This window comes from Tenuifilum thalassicum, from assembly GCF_013265555.1.
GTDB lineage: Bacteria > Bacteroidota > Bacteroidia > Bacteroidales > Tenuifilaceae > Tenuifilum > Tenuifilum thalassicum.
Window position 1 is genome coordinate 2,917,935 of the sequence record NZ_CP041345.1, and the last position, 19,924, is coordinate 2,937,858.

The 19,924-nt window shown below is 39.7% G+C and carries 14 protein-coding genes; 9 read left to right on the top strand and 5 right to left on the bottom strand.

What is annotated here, in order from left to right:
* The first annotated feature begins 34 nt into the window (after positions 1 to 34).
* Positions 35 to 634 carry a class II aldolase/adducin family protein gene (locus tag FHG85_RS12125; protein ID WP_173076266.1) on the top strand — a complete coding sequence of 200 codons (600 nt, stop codon included), beginning with the start codon at positions 35 to 37 and terminating at the stop codon, positions 632 to 634.
* On the opposite strand, the gene FHG85_RS12130 is transcribed toward FHG85_RS12125, so the two are convergent.
* Genes FHG85_RS12130 through FHG85_RS12140 form a run of 3 tightly spaced genes read right to left on the bottom strand, consistent with a single transcriptional unit; the run spans position 631 to position 3,036 of the window.
* Positions 631 to 1,224: a hypothetical protein gene (locus FHG85_RS12130; protein ID WP_173076269.1), complete on the bottom strand. Its 594-nt coding sequence runs from the start codon at positions 1,222 to 1,224 to the stop codon at positions 631 to 633. The genes FHG85_RS12125 and FHG85_RS12130 overlap by 4 nt on opposite strands.
* Positions 1,221 to 2,222 carry a GSCFA domain-containing protein gene (locus FHG85_RS12135; protein ID WP_173076271.1) on the bottom strand — a complete coding sequence of 334 codons (1,002 nt, stop codon included), beginning with the start codon at positions 2,220 to 2,222 and terminating at the stop codon, positions 1,221 to 1,223. Before FHG85_RS12135 ends, FHG85_RS12130 begins: the two co-directional genes overlap by 4 nt.
* A complete protein-coding gene (locus tag FHG85_RS12140) occupies positions 2,209 to 3,036 on the bottom strand; it encodes an alpha/beta hydrolase (RefSeq protein WP_173076273.1) in 828 nt (275 codons plus the stop codon). The genes FHG85_RS12135 and FHG85_RS12140 overlap by 14 nt, the downstream gene beginning before the upstream one ends.
* 172 nt (positions 3,037 to 3,208) lie before the next feature.
* Between FHG85_RS12140 and FHG85_RS12145 the strand changes: the two genes are divergently transcribed.
* The 8 genes from FHG85_RS12145 to FHG85_RS12180 all read left to right on the top strand — a co-directional run bounded on the left by FHG85_RS12145 (position 3,209) and on the right by FHG85_RS12180 (position 18,548).
* The gene (locus FHG85_RS12145) at positions 3,209 to 4,096 is read left to right on the top strand and encodes an aldo/keto reductase (RefSeq protein WP_173076275.1); all 888 of its coding nucleotides are present in this window, start codon (positions 3,209 to 3,211) and stop codon (positions 4,094 to 4,096) included.
* Between the two features lie 314 nt (positions 4,097 to 4,410).
* Positions 4,411 to 4,953: a hypothetical protein gene (locus FHG85_RS12150; protein WP_173076277.1), complete on the top strand. Its 543-nt coding sequence runs from the start codon at positions 4,411 to 4,413 to the stop codon at positions 4,951 to 4,953.
* A 28-nt stretch (positions 4,954 to 4,981) separates the two neighbouring features.
* Positions 4,982 to 13,648: a T9SS type B sorting domain-containing protein gene (locus tag FHG85_RS12155; protein WP_173076279.1), complete on the top strand. Its 8,667-nt coding sequence runs from the start codon at positions 4,982 to 4,984 to the stop codon at positions 13,646 to 13,648.
* A 20-nt stretch (positions 13,649 to 13,668) separates the two neighbouring features.
* Positions 13,669 to 14,610, top strand: coding sequence for a PorP/SprF family type IX secretion system membrane protein (locus FHG85_RS12160; protein ID WP_173076281.1), 942 nt, complete (start codon positions 13,669 to 13,671; stop codon positions 14,608 to 14,610).
* A gap of 112 nt (positions 14,611 to 14,722) precedes the next feature.
* Entirely contained in the window at positions 14,723 to 15,577 is an 855-nt protein-coding gene (locus FHG85_RS12165) for a DUF4296 domain-containing protein (RefSeq protein WP_173076283.1), read from the top strand.
* Positions 15,574 to 16,758, top strand: a complete 1,185-nt coding sequence (locus FHG85_RS12170) for an amidohydrolase family protein (RefSeq protein ID WP_173076285.1) — start codon at positions 15,574 to 15,576, stop codon at positions 16,756 to 16,758. The genes FHG85_RS12165 and FHG85_RS12170 overlap by 4 nt, the downstream gene beginning before the upstream one ends.
* Positions 16,759 to 16,763: 5 nt before the next feature.
* Entirely contained in the window at positions 16,764 to 17,537 is a 774-nt protein-coding gene (locus FHG85_RS12175) for a radical SAM protein (RefSeq protein WP_173076287.1), read from the top strand.
* Positions 17,538 to 18,548 carry a glycosyltransferase gene (locus tag FHG85_RS12180; protein ID WP_173076289.1) on the top strand — a complete coding sequence of 337 codons (1,011 nt, stop codon included), beginning with the start codon at positions 17,538 to 17,540 and terminating at the stop codon, positions 18,546 to 18,548.
* Positions 18,549 to 18,749: 201 nt separating this feature from the next.
* On the opposite strand, the gene FHG85_RS12185 is transcribed toward FHG85_RS12180, so the two are convergent.
* Together FHG85_RS12185 and FHG85_RS12190 are read right to left on the bottom strand one after the other, a co-directional pair.
* Positions 18,750 to 18,917 carry a DUF362 domain-containing protein gene (locus tag FHG85_RS12185; RefSeq protein ID WP_173076291.1) on the bottom strand — a complete coding sequence of 56 codons (168 nt, stop codon included), beginning with the start codon at positions 18,915 to 18,917 and terminating at the stop codon, positions 18,750 to 18,752.
* A gap of 115 nt (positions 18,918 to 19,032) precedes the next feature.
* The gene (locus FHG85_RS12190; RefSeq protein WP_173076293.1) at positions 19,033 to 19,923 is read right to left on the bottom strand and encodes a PorP/SprF family type IX secretion system membrane protein; all 891 of its coding nucleotides are present in this window, start codon (positions 19,921 to 19,923) and stop codon (positions 19,033 to 19,035) included.
* Position 19,924: the final 1 nt, after the last annotated feature.

The window sequence follows — 19,924 nt, forward strand, 5'->3', positions numbered from 1 at the left end:
TTTAGTACTCATCTAAGTTTCTTTTTACATTGAGATGAAGGACGGAATAATAAAATTTAATTGCAATTGGACTAAAACCGATCCAATTGAATCGCCTTATATCGACGAACTAATCCACTGGCACAAGGTTTTATTTCAGAAGGGATTTGTGGGTGTAGACAAAAAGGGTGTTGGTTTTGGAAATCTAAGCTGTAGAACAACAAACAACGAGTTTGTTATAACTGGAAGCGGCACAGGCGGAATTGCTGAGATAGGACAGCAGCATTTCGCTCTAGTTACATCATTTAATATACACCGCAATACAGTTGACTCCACGGGGCCAATAATAGCATCGTCGGAATCAATGACGCATGCAGTTCTTTACCTTTGCGATCCCAAGATAGGAGCTGTAATTCATGTCCACAATCTACCCATGTGGAGAGCCTTGCTTCGCAAGGTTCCCAAAACAGACAAATCAGCAGAATACGGAACTCCCGAAATGGCGAAGGAAGTTATAAAACTATATAGCCAAACCGACCTGAAAGATAGAGGAATACTAGTAATGGCTGGACATGAAGAAGGGATTATAACTTTTGGCCCTGATATAGCAAGTGCTGCGAAGCTGCTCCTACATTGGGCAGAACAGATTGGTTAAAACCTAAAATCAACTCCTATTCTTATTAGGTGAAATTGGAATGAGTTTTGGCAAGCATGACCTCCTGGTGGCAAAAAAACTTCTATTGCGTATCGCGATTTGCGAGGAGCTATTCTTAATCCATAACCAGCATACATCAAAGGATACCACCTATTAAATGTTCGTTCACTAATTGGCGAACCAGTATTTACATCCCACCAGCTGGCAATCATACCTCGTGAATAAGAAAGGCCTGTTCCAGCACTCAAAAAAATTGAAAATGAGCGGTACCTAAAAAGATCAAAATCGGCATATATACCCAATGTTGTTACACGATAATAATTATCTGGCACATCAGTAATCGCAAAATTCCTAAAGGAAGCAGCTTGAATCGAGGAGTTAACCCTAAGCCTTCCTCTAAAATATTGCATTTGAAAACCAATCCCCAAAGGAATACCTACACCCATTTCTCTTTGCCCCTCATGGTATGCTATTGAGGTAAATAGTTTTACACTTTTAACTCCCCTAACTCGCCACACCGAAATAGAATCCTGTGATTTTAAAATTGTTGTACTAAGAAATAGAATTCCAGCTATAAAAATCTTTCTCATTTTAAATAATCGCTAATAGTTCTTTTTTCTTTTTCGAAATTTAAAAAGGGATACTCATTTTCAATTTTAGCAATCTTCAATAGTGTCTTTTCTACAAACCTTTTAAAAGATTCGGACTGAGGATTAACAGGACGATGACCTAAAGCTTGCTGAATATTATGAACACTCTCAGCAATCCTCATCGCCTCAGGTTCAATCAGTGCAGCTGAAAACTTTTGCCAAATGTACTCTACGGCAGTAGTAGAGGGATGTAACATATCGGTATCATAAAAACGGTAATCCCGTAGGTCATCCATCATAATTTCATAAGCAGGGAAATAAAAAACATTCTTTGGAAAATTATCAATTAACTTATGAATGGCAAGTATTAGAGTAGATTTGCTTAGCTGGTTTCCTACAGCACCATCCTTCCAGTGCCGAATTGGACTAACGGTAAATATGAATTTAGCATCGGGTTTAACCGATAATACCTCATCAACAATACCACACCATTCAGCAACTATCTCATCAACAGTCAGGAGAGTGTGAGTAAACTCTTTTGCTGGCACCTTGTGGCAATTTGCCACAACCTCACCACTATTAACGAGCTTATAAACCCTTGCAGTTCCAAAGGTTATGGCAAAGAATTTCGCTTCCCTAACAAATTCGTAAGCTTTTCGGTTCGATTCATTAATTCTTGAGAGGCACTCCTCCTTGCTTTCCGATGAAAAGCGTGTATAATGATCGTAGCTAAACCAAATGCCATTTCTATAAGAAAGATCAGCACTGGAGTATTCTTTACCACTAAGAATATTTCTTATAACTTTTGCTACCGATAATGGATTATAAACCACCCCATTGGGGTTAACCATTACAGGCATTTTAAGGCTTTGCATAATGCCGCCTATGTTCTCGGTAAAACAAGAACCGCAAAACATAGTCGGTGTATTGTAGCCTAATCGGAAAGGGAAAGAGCTAGTATTAACCTCGGTTCTAAAGCTAATTTTAGAGCTTTTCATTTATCCAATCTAATATGCTACTAAAAACTTTATCCCTAACATCCTCGTGATGAAGTTCATGGTAACAACCCTCCCACTCAACATATGTTGCATTGGGAATTTTTCGTGAAAGTTCGCTAGTTGTTTTATGCGATGTTATGGTGTCTGCATTACCATGCATTAGTAAAGTTGGTATTTTTATCTTACCGCCATTTTTTAAGATATATTTAGTTGATTTTCTTATAGATGTGTATAACCTGGGCGTAATAAGACCATGATTCAGCGGATCGTTAGCATACTTTTCCACCTCTTCGGGAATTCTTGAGATCTGCTCAGGCTTAACAGTCGATTTAATTTGAATTATTGGAAAGACCACATTCATAAAACTGCTAACTGCTTCCATAAAAGGCGATGGAGGATTGGTTAAGTGTAGCCAGGGAGAAGTAGCAATTAGTAAATCGATTTTTGCTGGTCGGTTAACTGCATAGTTAAGCACAATGTTTCCACCCATGCTATGCCCGTAAAGAATAATAGGAAGCTTGGGAAACTTTTCCCGAATTTTTGTTATCGCCAAATCAATTTCGAACAGGAGCTGCTCAAAGTACTTTACATGTCCACGTCGACCCTCCGACTGTCCATGGCCTATATGGTCCCATGTTTGAACAACAAAACCATTGTAAGCAAACCTCTCTGCCCATGGCAAATAGCGCAACGAGTGCTCTCCGTGTCCATGAACAATAAGGACTATTCCTTTTGGTTCAACGTTAGGTTCAATGTGCCAAGCAAAAAGTTTTTTTCCGCTTGACGATTTCCAAGTTTCTTTTATCGGTTCCATAACATCTTCATTTATCTACTTATCAACACTTTACATTATTTCTCAACTTTTTTTTCACTATACAAAATACAAAATTTTAAATACTGATGCACCAATCAAATAGGTTATTGGAGAAAATCTACACAATTTTTTCTAATTTTCACGTTAGTTTTACACACAACCTAGAATAACCATGAGTAACGAAAATCTAAAACTTTCACCAATTGTTTGGGGGCATTGGCGTTTGGCAGAATGGAATCTATCACCCAAAGAACTTCTTGAATTAAGCCAAAAATGCATCGATTTAGGAATCGACACAATTGACAGTGCCGATATATATGGAAACTACTCATGTGAAAAGCTTTTTGGCGATGCCCTTGCGTTAAATTCATCTGTCCGCAAAAGTTTAAAAATAATAACAAAGTGCGGAATCAAGCTTCTATCGGATAAAAATCCTGATGTTTATGTAAAACATTACGACTATAGCGCAAAACACATTATTGGTTCAGTTGAAAATTCATTAAAAAACTTCCGAACCGATTATATCGACATGCTATTGTTGCATCGCCCTTCCCCATTGCTCAACCCCGAGGAGGTTGCCATGGCCTTTAGCAAGCTTAAAGAATCTGGAAAGGTCTTACACTTTGGGGTTTCAAACTTTCTTCCCCACCAGGTGGATATGTTAAGAGAATTCATATCTGTACCCATTGAGGTTAATCAGGTTGAAATTTCACCTTTACAACTTGAGCACCTACAAAATGGGAATTTAGACCACATGATTAAAAACCATATAGTTCCCATGGCTTGGTCGCCCTTAGGTGGTGGAAGATTGCTCAAACCAAAGAACGAGCATGAAAAAGGTATTTATGAAACTATTTTCAAAATAGCGAAAAACCATTCAGCCTTACCAGATCAAATTATCATTAGCTGGCTTACCTCACATCCCTCCAAAATAGTACCCATTGTGGGAAGCGGAAAGTTTGAACGTATTTCAAATGCCATGAAAGCGGCTAACATTAAACTTTCGCTACAAGAGTGGTTTGAAATTTATTCAGCAGCTCTGAATAACGAGGTTCCCTAACAATTAGCATTAACAACCTTGTTCATTTTCGGTCATTAGTGCACACAAAAAAATCATTAAAACCTATATCACAACTACTTATAAACATTGGCAAAATTATTGAAGCACTCTTTTGTTAAAAAAACTAAAAAAATAACTATAATAAAGGCTATAATTAAGTTTTAGCGTAATTGTTTAACTATCTGATATTTATGCACACTTGTTTACATAAAGCATTAATTTTATTGCCTTTAAGTATTGTTTTAACAAAAAAATAGCTTACATTCGAATTAATTTTGGGTTTAGTGTTTTATGGAATTATCTAAATAAAATTTATGATTCGTAGTTTTAAGATTATATTACCCTTATTTTTCGCTATTTGTGCTACAAATGCAATGGCACAATCGTCGGGAGTGTTGATTCAATCACCCGAAAACAAAAAAGAGTTTTGTGCAAACCAAACGATTACTCTAGTTGCAAAAATCGACATTCCACAAGAAGAGCTAACCCAACAAAAATGGATTGGTGACAAAGCAACAATTGTTAAGGAAATAGGGAATATCCTAATATTACGTCCAAAAAAATCGGGTGAATACAGCTACACTTTCATTGCTAAAAACAAAGCGGGGAAACAATTTGCCGATAGCATTAAAATAAGAATAAACGAAGTTGCGACACCAATGCTAACAAAGGCAAATAGCTCTTTAAAAGTTGACATTAAAAACAAAAATATGTTGCGATCCATTAATTACTTCTATAATGGGAAAGAGATTACAGAAATTGACTTCAGAAAAGCTCAGCAAAAAGGTAAATACTGGGTTGTTTGCACTTCAAGTAATGGCTGTTCAACATCTAGTAATGTTATAATTAAGAAATAACTTTTTAAAGTTTGAAAAATATAAGCTTATGAAAGCACAAGATATAGCCAGCAGAGTTCTTCGAACATCACTTTTGCTATTGATGGCCTTGATGTTTGCATCAAACATTGCAAAAGGACAATTTACGGTAACTATTCAAACTACAGGTGGTCAAACGCAAACCTGCCAGGGTTCAACCTTTGTTCTTACCGTTGACACGCAAAATGGTGTTGGTGATCCTAACTCATACACCTATAATTGGACTGGAGATGTTAGCGTTTTGTCAATAATCCCTCCTGGCAACATTGCAGTACTAAACACATCCTCATCCGCTGGTTCCTATTCGTTTAATTGCGAGGTTACTGATTTAGGGGCAAATGTAGCCTCTGATAATATCACAATTGATCTTCTTCAATCACCTACTGCTAGTATTTCAACTGCAGATCCCACAACATTCTGCGAGGGTGGTTCTGCACTATTAGAAGCATATAGCGAAGCCAATTATGCATTTCAATGGACAAAAGACGGTGCCGACATAAGCGGTGAAACAAGCTATCAATATTCTGCAACACAAAGTGGGTCGTACAGGGCAAGGGTAACCCTTACAACAACAGGTTGTTCAAGACTATCAAATTCTATATCTATTACTGCTAATCCATTACCTAATGTTACAGCAAGCAACGATGGCCCCACATGCTACAATGGGACACTTAACCTAACCTCAACACCCAATGGTATGGTATCCTACAGCTGGACCAGCACCTCTACAACCCCATTTAGCTCGACCGACCAAAACCCATCCATAACCAATGTAACACCAGATAACTCAGGAGACTATACAGTAACCGTTACCGATGGTAATGGTTGTGTAAACTCAGCCCAAACAACTGTACTGGTATACGACCAGCTGGATGGAGGCACAATTGGCTCTGACCAGACTATTTGTTACAATGGCGACCCAGCAGCTTTCACAGATATTACTTCTCCAACCGGTGGTGATGGTGCATGGACCTACCAATGGCAAGAAAAGGTTGGTGCAGGTAGCTGGACCGACATTACAGGCGCAACTGGTTTAACCTATGACGTACCCGCTGGGCTTACACAAACAACACAATATAGGAGAGCAGCTACTAATGGCTGTGGAACCGTTTACTCAAACACCATAACTGTTACTGTTTATGCAGCACTTGATGGTGGTAGTATTAGCTCCGACCAATCTATCTGTTATTCTGGCGACCCAGCAGCATTCAATAACGATGCCTCAGCCTCAGGTGGAGATGGAACCTTCACCTACCAATGGCAAGAAAAGGTTGGTGCGGGTAGCTGGACAAACATAGCTGGCGAAACGGGATTAACTTACGATGTGCCGGCTGGTTTAACCCAAACAACAATGTATCGGCGAGAAGCAACCAACCTTTGTGGTGTGGTATATTCAAACGAGCTCACCGTTACCGTTTTTGATGCTGTTGATGGGGGTACTATAGGCTCTGACCAAAGTGTATGCTATAATGGCGATCCCGATCCATTCACCGATGATGTTTCACCATCGGGTGGTAATGGAGCTTGGACCTACCAATGGGAAGAAAAGGTTGGCTCTGGTGCATGGAACGTTATTGCTGGTGCTAATAGCCCAACCTACGATGTACCTGCAGGAATAACACAAACTACACAATACCGCAGACAAGCAACCAATGCTTGTGGATCGGCCTACTCAAATGTAATAACCGTAACCGTTTACCCCCAAATGGATGGAGGTACAATAGCTGGCGATCAATCTCTTTGCTATGATTCCGATCCCGACCCAATTACTAGCACTGTTGATCCTTCAGGCGGAAACGGACCTTGGACCTACAGCTGGGAATATCAGTCGAACTGTGCTGGTCCTTGGATCACTATTCCTGGAGAAACTGGACTCACCTACGATCCACCTGCAAACCAAACAGAAACAAGGTGTTATCGCAGAGTTGCCACTAACAGCTGCGGAACAGTTTATTCAAACACGGTTACCATAACGATTTATTCCGATATCGACGGTGGTACTATTGCAACCGACCAAACCGTTTGCCCAGGCGACGATCCTGCTGTTCTCACTAGCACTACCGACCCAAGTGGTGGAAATGGACCATTTACATATTTCTGGGAAGAGGATACTGGAACGGGTTGGACTACAATTGCTGGAGAAACAGGGCTCACCTACGATCCACCTGCTGGCATCACTCAAACAACTTCGTTCAGAAGAGGTGCTACAAACTCTTGCGGTACTAAATATTCAAATGTTGTAACTGTTACTGTATCCAATGCAGTAGATGGTGGACAAATTAGCACACCTTCACCAGTATGCTATAATGGTGATCCCGATCCATTCACTGATGTTGTTTCTCCTTCTGGTGGAAGCGGAGCTTGGACTTATGATTGGGAGTACAACGAAGGAGGTCCATGGATTTCCCTGGGTGTTAATAGTTTAACCTATGATATTCCTGCTGGTCAAACAACCACTAGGACTTACCGACGGGTTGCAACCAATAGCTGTGGAACAGCATACTCAAACGAGGTTACGGTAACCGTTTACCCTGATTTAACCCCAGGTACAATTGATGGTGACCAAACACTCTGCTTCAATGGCGATCCTGCTCCAATAAATAGCACTACGCTTCCTAATGGTGGAGATGGAACTTGGGCATACTCCTGGGAATACCAGTCAGACTGCGCTGGTGCTTGGACAACTATAGCAGGAGAAACTGGCGAAACCTATGACCCACCTGCTGGACAAACAGAAACCAGATGCTATAGAAGAGTGGAAACCAACACATGCGGAACTGTTTATTCTAACACTACTACCATAACCATTATTCCAGAAATAACAGGCAACACAATAGCCAGCGACCAAACTATCTGTTACAATTCTGCCCCAGCTCAGCTAACTGGCCCCGTTCCAGGAGGAGGTTCTGGCTCTTTCACATATCGTTGGCAAATTAGCACTACTGGGCCAACTGGTCCTTTTAGTAACATTGCTGGTGCAACTTCTCAAAACTACTCTCCACCTGCATTAACTGCAGATACATGGTACCGCCGAGTTGTTACATCTAGTTCATGTGTTGATATTAGTAATGTTGTTGCCATAACAGTTCTACCCGCAATTGATAATAACACCATTAGTGCCGACCAGTCTATTTGCTATAACAATACACCAGCACAACTTGACGGCTCAACCCCAACTGGCGGGGATGGAAGTTATACTTATCAGTGGCAGAGCAGTACTACTGGTGCTGGCGGACCATTCACAGATATTGCTGGCGCGACAGACATTAACTATCAACCAGGTGCATTAACACAAACAACATGGTTCAGACGATTGGTTAATAGTGGTCCTTGTACCGATTCACCAAGCAATGTGGTTCAAATTACTGTTGGTGCAAACCTTGTAATTGATGGTTTCACAACAACCGATCCAACCTGTAATGGCTATACCGATGGACAAGCAACCGTAAACGTTTCAGGCGGTACGCCAGGGTACACATATAGTTGGAATACATCTCCTGTTCAAACCGGACAAACAGCTACTGGTCTTGCAGCAGGTACTCCATATAACGTGACCGTTACTGATGCAGCAGGATGCCAAACAATAGGAAGCATTACCCTATCGGAACCTGCAGCTATTGGGCTTGCTTCAAAAACCGTTACCGATGTAACCACTTGCGCAACAAACACCAATGGTTCAATTGAGGTACTAGGAAATGGGGGAACTCCAGACTATACCTATACGCTATACCAAGGCTCAACAAATTTAGGAACCCAAACCCCTGCTCATCCTGCTACCGCAATCTTCAACAGTCTTGGTCAAGGAACCTATACAGTTGAAATTACCGACGTAAATGGATGTCCTGCATATACCGAGGATATAGTTGTTAGCGGTCCCGACTCAATCAAAATAACCGATGTTACAACAACTCCAATATCATGTGCGGGTTCTGCAGATGGAACTATTACCATAACAGCCACTGGAGGTACTCCGCCTCTAGAATACTCAATTGACAATGGTGCGAACTTCCAGGCAAGCAATGTGTTCACAGTTGGCGAAGGATATTACGATATTGTAGTTCGTGATGTTAATGGATGTACAGAAACCTGGCCAACAACCGTACAACTCGTTGAACCTTCGGCCATTTCCTTTACCTACGAAATCACACAGGTTACAACATGTAATGGCGATAATTCAGGTAAAATAACAATCAGTAATGTAGCTGGTGGTTCTGGCTCGGGTTACGAGTACTCTATTTATGACCCTGCTGTATGGGAAACAAGTCCTGTTTTTGAGAATTTACCTGGCGGGCCAACTAATCCCTACACCATTAGAGTTAAAGACTCTCATGGCTGTATTTCTGTGGCCAATAACGGCAATCCAATCTATATTAATGAACCTACTCCTATCACTTTCTCAGTTCAAACTACCGACGTTACTGGTTGCTGGTATAATACTAACGGAACCATAAAAGTAACAGGTGTGTCAGGTGGTACTGGATTAAAAGAGGTTTCAATAGATGGTATCGACTTTTATCCAACAACATACACCTTTAACGTTGGGGTTGGTTCTTATACTGTTTACGTTCGTGATGCAAATGGCTGTATTGTTACACAACCAGCTAACATAAGTGGACCTCCAGCAATTGTAATGGATAACCTTACCACTAACGATGTAACCTGCTTTGGAGGTTCCGATGGCGATGTAACAGCAACAGCAAGCGGCGGAACTGGTGCTCTTGAGTACTCAATTGATGGCACTAACTTCTTCGGTTCAGGAACATTTAACAGCCTAACGGCTGGTAATTACACCATGTATGTACGTGATGCAAATGGCTGTATCCTTACACAAGATTTCACCATTAACCAGCCTCCAGCACTTTACTTTAGCACTCTCGATAAAACCGACATAACATGTAATGGTGCTAACGACGGTACAATAACACTTGCAGCCGACGGAGGAACACCTCCATATAGCTATAGCATAACAGGTGGTGCTCCATTTGGAAATACTACTGGAAGTTTCACTTCCCTCACTCCTGGTTCATATACACCTGCAGTTCAAGACAACAATGGTTGCGTAACAATAGTTTCAGCACCTGTTGATATTATTGAACCAGCATTGCTTACAATAAACACAGAAAGTTCAACTAACATTACCTGTTTTGGTGCAAATGATGGTACTATAACAGTTGAAGCAATTGGTGGTAACGCACCTCTCACCTACCGTCTTCTTGATGCAGGATCAAACGAGGTTGCTTCAAATAATACCGGATCGTTTACTGGTCTCTCTGCTGGAACCTATACTGTTGAAATTAATGATGCCAATAGTTGTGGGCCAATTACTGGTGGGCCTTATACAATTAACGAACCGTTACAACTAACTTACACTTACACCACTGTCGATTTGGTTTGTAATGGCGATGCAAGCGGCCAAATTTCAATTACTGCTTCTGGTGGTACTCCTCCATATGAATACTCATACGATGGAGGAAGCAACTATGAACCTTCAAATATTAAAAATGGTCTAAATGGTGGTGTTTATACTGTTATTGTCCGCGATGCAAATGGCTGTACCTATTCCCAAGACATCACTATAAATGAGCCTGCTCCTATTAACCTAAGCGTTTCAACAACTAATATTCAATGTAACGGACAGGCAAATGGCGAGATAGCAGCTACTGCAACAGGCGGAGTTGACCCATTGCAATATAGAATTGACGGCGGTGCATGGCAAGCAAACGGAAACTTTACTGGACTAACGGCAAAAACTTACTTGGTTGAGGTAATGGATGCAAATGGATGTATGGCAAGCGCTAATGCCGATGTTACAGAACCAAGTGCAATTAATATCGATAATATTACATCTGTTGACCCAACTTGTTCCTCTCCCGGAAGCATTACTGTTGTTGCTAGCGGAGGAACTGGCACCCTAACCTACACACTAACACCTGGTGGTATATCCAACACAACTGGGGTATTCAATGGTTTAGGTTCAGGAACATACACTGTAGATGTAACCGACGACAATGGTTGTGGTCCTGTATCGTCAGCGCCTATCACTTTAACATCACCCTCAACAATATCTATCGATAATGTCATTATTACTGATGTTTCACCATGTTACGGTGATAGCAACGGAAGTCTACAGATTGTTGCCTCCGGAGGAACACCTCCTCTTCAATACTCAATTGATGGTGGTGCATCCTACAGTCCAAACAATGCATTTACTGGTTTGGCTGCAGGCGATTACATCATTTCTGTAAATGATGCTAATAACTGCCCTCAAACTCAGCTTGTAACTATCTCAGAACCTGCAGAACTTGTTATCACTGATGTTACAGTTATTCAACCCGATGAGATTCATGTAACTGCTAGTGGTGGAACAGGCGCTTTAACATACGATCTGCTTGAAAACAACTCTGTTATCCAAACTAATGGAACAGGTGATTTTACTGGATTACCAACAGGCACCTATCGTGTTAGGGTAACTGATGCTAATGGATGTAATGTAGAAACCAACGATATAATTCTTGGTGCTAACATTACAGTGACTTCAACCGATGTAACTTGCTCAGGAGATAGCGATGGAACCATAACAATTGATATTACTGGAGGCGTTTCACCATTTACTGTAACATGTACAAACCTTGGTGGTACACCATTCACAGTAAACGACTTAGGTGAAACAACCCCTGGCACATTCTCTTTTAACGTTACTGGTTTACCTGGCGACACATACATCATAACAATAACTGATGCTAATTCTTACACCTATCCAACCTATCAGGTTGATGTTATAGAACCCGCCCCGCTAGTTGCTACCCTTCTTAACGTTCAAGATCCTTTATGTAACAACTCAAGCGATGGCGTTGCAACATTTAAGGTAGATGGTGGTACTCCAGTTATAATAACAGGGACCGATTCTCTTTATAACATAAGTTGGACCGATGGAACAACCAACTTTGGTCCAGTAACCGACACAGTTGCATCAACTGTGCTACCAGGAACATACACCTTTAGGATTGAAGATTCACATGGTTGCTACGTTGAGATTTCGGATGTAACTTTCAACAATCCTGCTCCTGTTGTTCTTGATTCAGTTAAAACCGTAGATGTTACCTGTCATGGCGATACAATTGGAGAAATCTCCATTTATGCATCGGGTGGATCAGGTGCATTAACCTACACAATAACAGGACCAGAAAACCACTCGAATAATTCTGGATTATTTACTGGTTTACCTGCAGGAACATACACCATATCGGTTACCGATGATAATGGTTGTACTGCAAGCATCACTAATCCAGACATAACCATTAACGAACCTTCTCAGATAATGATCTCTCGAACATCACCCGACGACACACTAGCTTGTCCTAACACTCCTGATGGTGTTCTTACCATTGATGTCACAGGTGGAACCCCCGATTACACCTACTTGTGGTCAAATGGCGAAACCACCAAGGATATCTCTAACCTCATTGTTGGAAAGTACTGGGTTGAGGTAACCGACTCCTACGGATGTACTAAGGTCGATACATTCAAAATCAATGGGCCAGACATGCTGCGTGTAGATGCTAACATTGAACTTGCTTATTGTCGGGAAATAAATGGTACCGATAAAGGAAGTATCACGCTTACAAATAGCACTGGAGGTTCTGGTGACTTTACAGACCTTACATTTGAATGGATTAACAGAACCGAAACAGGTACTTCCATAACAAATTTAACAGCAGGAAACTACACCCTTAGAATTACCGATACTGCAAATTGTCAGTACGATACAACATTTGTTGTTGGTAGAGAACCATTCTACGATTTTAGAGCTGTTGCAGGAAACGATACAACGGTATGCTTTAATAATCCGGTTACTCTTGTTGGTACTGTATCGGGCGGCGATCCAAGTTTAACATTTGATTACTACTGGTTTGAAAACACAGACCAATTATCAAATAATAACACGCTCTCTGTCACCCTAACCGAAAGCAAAACCTATCTACTCAAGGTTTACAATCAAGGTTCCCCCACCTGTGTTGAAGTTGACACTATCAACCTAAACGTTCTACCAGAAATTGGATTGCAAGTACCGCTTTACGTTTCTGCAGTTCAAGACACAATTATTTCAATACTTCTAGGAAAAGAGTACAACATTGATGTAATAACCAAGAGTGTTGAATACCCAACAACCTTTGAATGGAAACCTGCAGAAATGTTCTTGCCATCAACAAGTTGGAATTCAAGAATACTGGTTAACGATGATATCAAGAGTAAAATTCCTCAAAATCGTATTGTTCAGATTCAAGATCCGGTAACTAAACGTACTAATGAATACATTCTTGTTGATGTTATTGCAACTACCGAACAAGGTTGTACCGACTCAATCAGATTGTATACTAAGATTATAAATGATGTAACCATTGGAAATGTGTTCTCTCCCAATGGAGATGGTATCAATGATATTTGGCGTGTTCCAAAGAGCTATCTGTTCCCTGACCTCTCTATCGAAATCTTCGACCGCTGGGGATCACTTGTTTGGTCGGCCCGTGGCGATGATGCAGCAAAGGGATGGAATGGGAAATCAAATAGTGGAAAGAAAATGCCAATTGGTACTTATTACTATGTGATTAAGTACAACATAGACGCACAAGGTGCTAACTGGAAACCAATTACAGGTTCAGTAACTATTGTTAGGTAAAGGCAAAAATATTACCCGATATGAAAACGTTAAGTACAGCAATTCTTCAAAAATTCACAATAGTCGGCATAATCTTATGCCTTCTTACACCCAGCACTACAGTTGCTCAAGAGATTCCCCAATACACCCAGTTTATGTTTAACCCATATCTATTTAATCCAGCTATTGCTGGAACTCTGAATCATTACCAAGTACGTGCAAATAATAGAAACCAATGGGTAGGCATTAACGACGCCCCATTTTCTGTTAGCGCTAGCATTTATGGTCCATTTACCAAATACGACATGGGTTGGGGGGCATACATTACAAACGATGTAACGGGACCTACAGCTAAAACCAACTTTATGGGTACCTATGCCTACAATATGATGCTAACCGACGACATCAGAGTTTCTGGAGGTATCTCCTTTGGTATGATGCTATACAGGTTAGATGGAACCAAGTTAAAACTTGGTGAAGAAGCTGACCCTGTATACGACCCTGCCATTATTAACTCTACTAAAACATTAGTAACGCCTGATGCGTCTATTGGATTCTATCTCTACAGCACCAGCTTTAATGTTGGGCTTTCTGCGCATCAGCTTTTTGGACAGCGTTTAAAATTTTATCCTAAACCCATTGAGCCAAATCGTCTAAAACAACATATTATGCTTAGTGGTGGCTACTGGCTCTCCCTGAATAGAAATATGGAAATTGAGACTTCGCTTCTTTTAAAGTACATGTTTGGAAATCCTATGCAGGTTGAGGTTAATGGTAAATTCACATACCTTCAAAAAGATTATAATGTTTGGAGTGGCCTATCGGTTCGATACAAGGATGCCATTGCTATCATGGTGGGTTTTACCTGGCAAAAGAAATACATGATTGGTTACTCATTTGACTGGAGTTTACTTGGCATTAGAAAATACAACTCTGGTTCTCACGAAGTTATGTTTGGTTACAATTTCGATAAACTTAAATAGTTATTTTACAATTTAGATTAGGGAGTAGGAAGCAAGCCTGCTCCCTTTTTTATTTTTTAATTATAGGTACGAAAAAATGTAATAGATTTGTAAGTTAATTTAAACTCTCGGTATGATGAAATTTTCAAAATATATTGTCCTAACAATCCTTGTCTTTGTATCGGTCACTTGTAAAAAAGAAAAAAGCATTATTCCAGAAAAGGAAATGGTTACCATTTTAACCAAAATCTATCTAACAGATGGGATAATCAGTGTTCCTTCAAAAAGTTCTTTGTACAGAATCGATACAATTGGCTATTACGAACCCATCCTAGAGAAATATGGCTACACTGCTGAACAATTTGATAGCTCAATAATTTTTTACTCTAAAAAAACAGAAGTACTAGATAGAATATATGATAATGTGATAATGCAGCTAACAATTCAAAAGGATAAATTATTACAAGCAAAGGATACATTAAACCACGAAACCGAAACTTTAGTTAATAGTTCTGCTAACCTATGGCCTTTAAAAACCTCATGGAATATGGCGATTGATTATTCAAATAATCCTTCGCTAGGCTTTGATATCCCAACACCTAGTCTTGGTATATATACCATATCGTTTGATGCACAAATATTCCCCGACGATGAGGCCATTGATGCTAGGCATTATATTTTCTTCTATTACAACAACAATACCCCAACCGGTGTTAGAGAAAACCCAAAGACCTTTGTATATAAAAAAGACGGCAAGAAGCACCACTTTACCTACCAGTTTGTATTAAAAAACAAACAGGTAACTCACCTTAAAGGTTGGCTTTACGATACTGGTAACGGAAACAGTTCCTTTAAAAGAAGTGCTAAGTTTGAAAACATCATGGTAACTTACACGCCAACTAAGGAAAAAATTAAAGAAACCCCCTTGCCTCTTAATAAAGGCAAGTTAAAACCACTTAAAAAGTTAAAAAAAGTTGATGAACGATGAAGCGCTTTGCCGCAAACTATATATTTCCTGTCACTTCCGCTCCAATTAAAAATGGTGTTATTGAGGTTGATGAAAATGGCCAAATAACAAACATCTTTGAACAGGGTGGTAACTTTCAGGAAATTCATTCCACACAGTTCTTTAATGGAGTGATTGTACCAGGCTTTGTCAATACACATTGCCATCTTGAGCTGTCGCACCTTAAGGGAATGAAACCCGATAAACCAGGCATAGCGGGTTTTATTGAAGCCGTTACTAATCAACGTAAGGTTTCGGATGAGTTCATCCATAAATGTATTGAAGACTCTCTTAAGGAAGCATATCAAGCGGGAACATCTGCAATTGGAGATATTTGTAATACAACCGATACGCTTCCGCATAAGTTGGAATCTAAAATTGAGTTTTTCAATTTCGTTGAACTTTTTGGAATTGACCCTGCAGTAGCACAAAATACTTTTGAAAATGGCATAAGGGTGCTCAATCAATTCAAAAAACACTTCCCAAAGCAAAGTAGCTTAACCCCACATTCTACCTATTCACTTTCGAAACCACTTTGGAATCACATCCATAATCATTTAAAATCAGAGGAAATAAAAAGGGCAAGTATTCATTATGGCGAAAGTAAGGCAGAATACGAATTCTTAGAAAGTGGCAGCGGGCCACTTTATAATAGATACAAGGGTTCTAAAATTAATTTTGAGGTTCCAAACAATCTAACTCCAGCTCAAATTGTAATTAATAACATTCCTCCACACGTTAAACTTCTTCTTATTCACAACACATTTTCTCAAGCTGATGAAATTAAGCTGTTATCGGAACAGTACAGTAACCTTACATTAGTTACTTGTCCAGAGTCAAACCAGATAATAGAGAAAACACTACCAAAACTTAGCAAGTTTAAAGATTTAAAGGTAAATATCGCAATAGGAACAGATAGCCTTGCATCAGCAACATCGCTCTCCATGTTAAACCAAATCAATATCATTTTAGATAATTTTAACGACATTGATTTCGAAACAGCTCTCTCCTGGGCTACTATTAATGGTGCTAAAGCCCTTGGGTTTAACTCTAAACTTGGTAGCATTGAGAAAGGGAAAAGTCCAGGGTTGGTACTAATTACCAATTTCGATTTTAAAAATATGAAGCCGACAAAGGATAGTATTGCACAAAGATTAATTTAACTATAATGGCCACTTTTCTATTTGATAAAATAATATTTGGACCTGTAAAGAGCAGGCGATTAGGAGTTTCGTTAGGAATAAATCTCCTTCCTACAAATAAGAAGATTTGCTCATTTGATTGCATTTACTGTGAATGCGGTTGGACCGACTCCATGGATACCGACCAATACCCATCATTTGAGTTGTTCTCAAGCAAACTAGAGGAAAAGTTAAGAGAGATGCGAGCTATAGGTGAGTTGCCCGATGTTATTACATTTGCTGGGAATGGAGAACCAACATTACACCCTAACTTTCCTGAAATTGTCGACAAAACCATAGAGCTAAGAAACACCTATTGCCCTGAAGCTAAAATTGCAGTTTTATCAAACTCTTCGCTAATCCATAGAAGGGAGATTTTCGAATCGCTTCTTAAAGTCGACCAGAACATTCTAAAACTAGATTCTGCAATTGAGTCAACAATTGAAGTTTTAAACCAACCCCTTTACAGATTCAACCTACAAGAACTCATTAGCAACCTAAAACGATTTAGAGGAAATTTAATTCTACAAACTCTTTTCATCAAAGGAAAATACAAGGGACAAGAAATTGACAACACAACAGATACCGAAATAAAAGCCTGGCTAGAGGTAGTCAAGCAGATAAATCCCAAGGAGGTTATGGTTTATACCATTGCCCGCGATACACCGCTCACCGGTTTACAAAAGGTAAGCAAACCCCGTCTCGACGAAATAGCCAATTTGGTAAAATCGCTTGGAATCCCTGTTCAGGTATCGTACTAAATGAGCGAAACAAAAAAGAAAACAATCCTGTTTAGCCCGCTTGGCTGGGGACTTGGCCACGCCAGCAGAATTATACCGCTCATTTCCAAAGAAATAGAGCAAGGGAATAACGTTATTGTTGCCGCTGATAAAAGCAGCATCGCCCTAGTAAAATCAACATTCCCAAACATTACAACCATTCCGTTTAAATCGATAAACGTTCGATTTTGTAAAAATAATAACCAACTATTGCCCCTATTTTGGTTTGCTCTTAGGATACCATTTGTTCGGATTAGGGAACATCGAAAACTTCAGCAGATAATAAAGAAATACAAGGTGGACATGGTGATTTCGGACAATCGCTATGGACTGTATTCAAAAAGAGCTTTTTGTGTTATTATTACCCATCAACTCAGGATAATTCCTCCCAAACCATTTGGTTTTACCAGCAAGCTAATCGAAATTTTATTAAAGAGATGGCTGAAAAGATTCAACGAGGTTTGGATTCCCGATTACCCCCAAGAAAATTCCATTGCCGGAGAACTTTCCAGAAGTAACGGTTTACCCAACATAAAGTATATTGGCTTGCTATCCCGATTTGAACTAATTACTCCTAACACATCTGATAGATACTGGGAGCTGGTTGGTATTGTTTCGGGCCCAGAAGCCCACCGAACCATTTTTGAGGAAAAGCTAACCCAGCTTGGACAGAAGTTTAAGCTCAAAACACTAATCCTTAAAGGCATTCCAAACCAAGGCAACGAAATAATCCAAGAATCGGAATATGTTTGGAAATCGGGACACCTTCCGGATATTGAATTTTACAGCGCTATTAAAAACGCAAGGTACATAGTTGCCCGTTCGGGTTACAGTACCATAATGGATTTGCTCACTATAGGAAAATCAGGGCTGCTGGTTCCCACTCCCGGCCAAACAGAACAGGAATACTTAGCAAAACATCTGGCTGAAAAAGGGTTTTTTAGAAGTGTAAAACAAGATAGTATTTTGAATATCACGCTAGCAGAACTATAAGAATATCTTTTAAATCAAAATAGTTCATTTTAAAGGTTCGTCTTTTCAATATGCTTGCATTATCAAATAACCCTTATGGTCGCGTTGGGTCACACTAAATTAAGTTTAGATTAACAAAAAAGTTGATTTTATATCTAATTTCTACCAAACAAAAAATCCGTGATTTCTCACGGATTTTCTTGTGTTTTTTTATTGCACCTACTATTCTGGATGAATAGCCTCAACAGGGCAAACATCTGCACAAGAACCACAATCGGTGCAGATTTCAGGGTCAATTTTGTAGATATCGCCTTCAGAAATTGCTTCTACTGGGCACTCATCAATACATGTTCCGCAAGCGGTGCAATCGTCAGAAATCTTGTATGCCATCTCTTTAAAATTTAGTTTAACGGTTTACTTTTATCATTGAACTCATGGCAAATTTATAGACATAAATTTAACTTCCCAAAAAAAATATGCTATTTAAGGGTAATTTAGAAACCTTTTAAAACTTCCACTTAGGCGCAAAAGAATATGATAGCATTAGCTCATGGGTACCAGTATTGATTCTCGACAACTTGTTAAGAGAGAAATCGAATGCATACCCAAAGGAAATATCATTATCTAGTTTCATGTCAAAAAATATACCCATTGCATCGCCAAACCTGTAATGCATACCAAAATAAAAACGCCTTTTGTACATTGCTTGAGCAGTTAAGTCAACTGTCATAGGAACCCCAATCATTGCACCCGCTAACATTGATGGCATTAACACCCAATCGGAGTTGAGTTCGTAGTTATACCCGCCAATAATGTAGAGAGGACTTTTAAGTGTTTTGTCAAACTTTCTGTCGAAGCTTGTTTGAAGCATTCTAGGGAGCGAAAGACCAGCATAGAACTGGTAAGAATAAATATAAGCACCTATTCCAATGTTAGGGTAGAATCTTTTTTCGTTTTGAGTAAAAGCTGGGTCATCGGGGTTTACAACGTTAAGATTTGTAACAGAGGCGTGGTAATAAGTAAAGCCCCCTTTAATACCAAGCGATAGCGTGATATCATCGGTTACTCTAAGGCGATAGGCATAAGAACCCGAAAAATGAGTGTTTGACAAAGGCCAGGTATTATCGCTCATAAGATTTAAGCCAACACCAATTTTCTTGTCGGGCCAGGGCATATGAGCGGAATAGCTTAATGTGGTAGGAGCACCCTCTAATCCCACCCATTGCAAACGCGATAGCAAGCTCATATTTAAATTTCGAACAGTTCCAGCAATTGCTGGATTTATCGAAACAGGATTATGCAAATAGTGGGTAAAAATTGGTTCCTGTTGCGCTTTAAGAGATGCTGTCCAGAGGACAGCAACTCCTATTGCAACTATTATTGAAACTTTTTTCATA

Excerpts from the sequence above, each read along its gene's own strand:
- FHG85_RS12165 (WP_173076283.1), top strand. The coding sequence starts at position 14,723 with ATGATGAAATTTTCAAAATATATTGTCCTAACAATCCTTGTCTTTGTA.
- FHG85_RS12150 (WP_173076277.1), top strand. The coding sequence starts at position 4,411 with ATGATTCGTAGTTTTAAGATTATATTACCCTTATTTTTCGCTATTTGT.
- FHG85_RS12175 (WP_173076287.1), top strand. The coding sequence starts at position 16,764 with ATGGCCACTTTTCTATTTGATAAAATAATATTTGGACCTGTAAAGAGC.
- FHG85_RS12180 (WP_173076289.1), top strand. The coding sequence starts at position 17,538 with ATGAGCGAAACAAAAAAGAAAACAATCCTGTTTAGCCCGCTTGGCTGG.
- FHG85_RS12155 (WP_173076279.1), top strand. The coding sequence starts at position 4,982 with ATGAAAGCACAAGATATAGCCAGCAGAGTTCTTCGAACATCACTTTTG.
- FHG85_RS12145 (WP_173076275.1), top strand. The coding sequence starts at position 3,209 with ATGAGTAACGAAAATCTAAAACTTTCACCAATTGTTTGGGGGCATTGG.
- FHG85_RS12140 (WP_173076273.1), bottom strand. The coding sequence starts at position 3,036 with ATGGAACCGATAAAAGAAACTTGGAAATCGTCAAGCGGAAAAAAACTT.
- FHG85_RS12125 (WP_173076266.1), top strand. The coding sequence starts at position 35 with ATGAAGGACGGAATAATAAAATTTAATTGCAATTGGACTAAAACCGAT.
- FHG85_RS12170 (WP_173076285.1), top strand. The coding sequence starts at position 15,574 with ATGAAGCGCTTTGCCGCAAACTATATATTTCCTGTCACTTCCGCTCCA.
- FHG85_RS12190 (WP_173076293.1), bottom strand. The coding sequence starts at position 19,923 with ATGAAAAAAGTTTCAATAATAGTTGCAATAGGAGTTGCTGTCCTCTGG.
- FHG85_RS12130 (WP_173076269.1), bottom strand. The coding sequence starts at position 1,224 with ATGAGAAAGATTTTTATAGCTGGAATTCTATTTCTTAGTACAACAATT.
- FHG85_RS12160 (WP_173076281.1), top strand. The coding sequence starts at position 13,669 with ATGAAAACGTTAAGTACAGCAATTCTTCAAAAATTCACAATAGTCGGC.
- FHG85_RS12135 (WP_173076271.1), bottom strand. The coding sequence starts at position 2,222 with ATGAAAAGCTCTAAAATTAGCTTTAGAACCGAGGTTAATACTAGCTCT.
- FHG85_RS12185 (WP_173076291.1), bottom strand. The coding sequence starts at position 18,917 with ATGGCATACAAGATTTCTGACGATTGCACCGCTTGCGGAACATGTATT.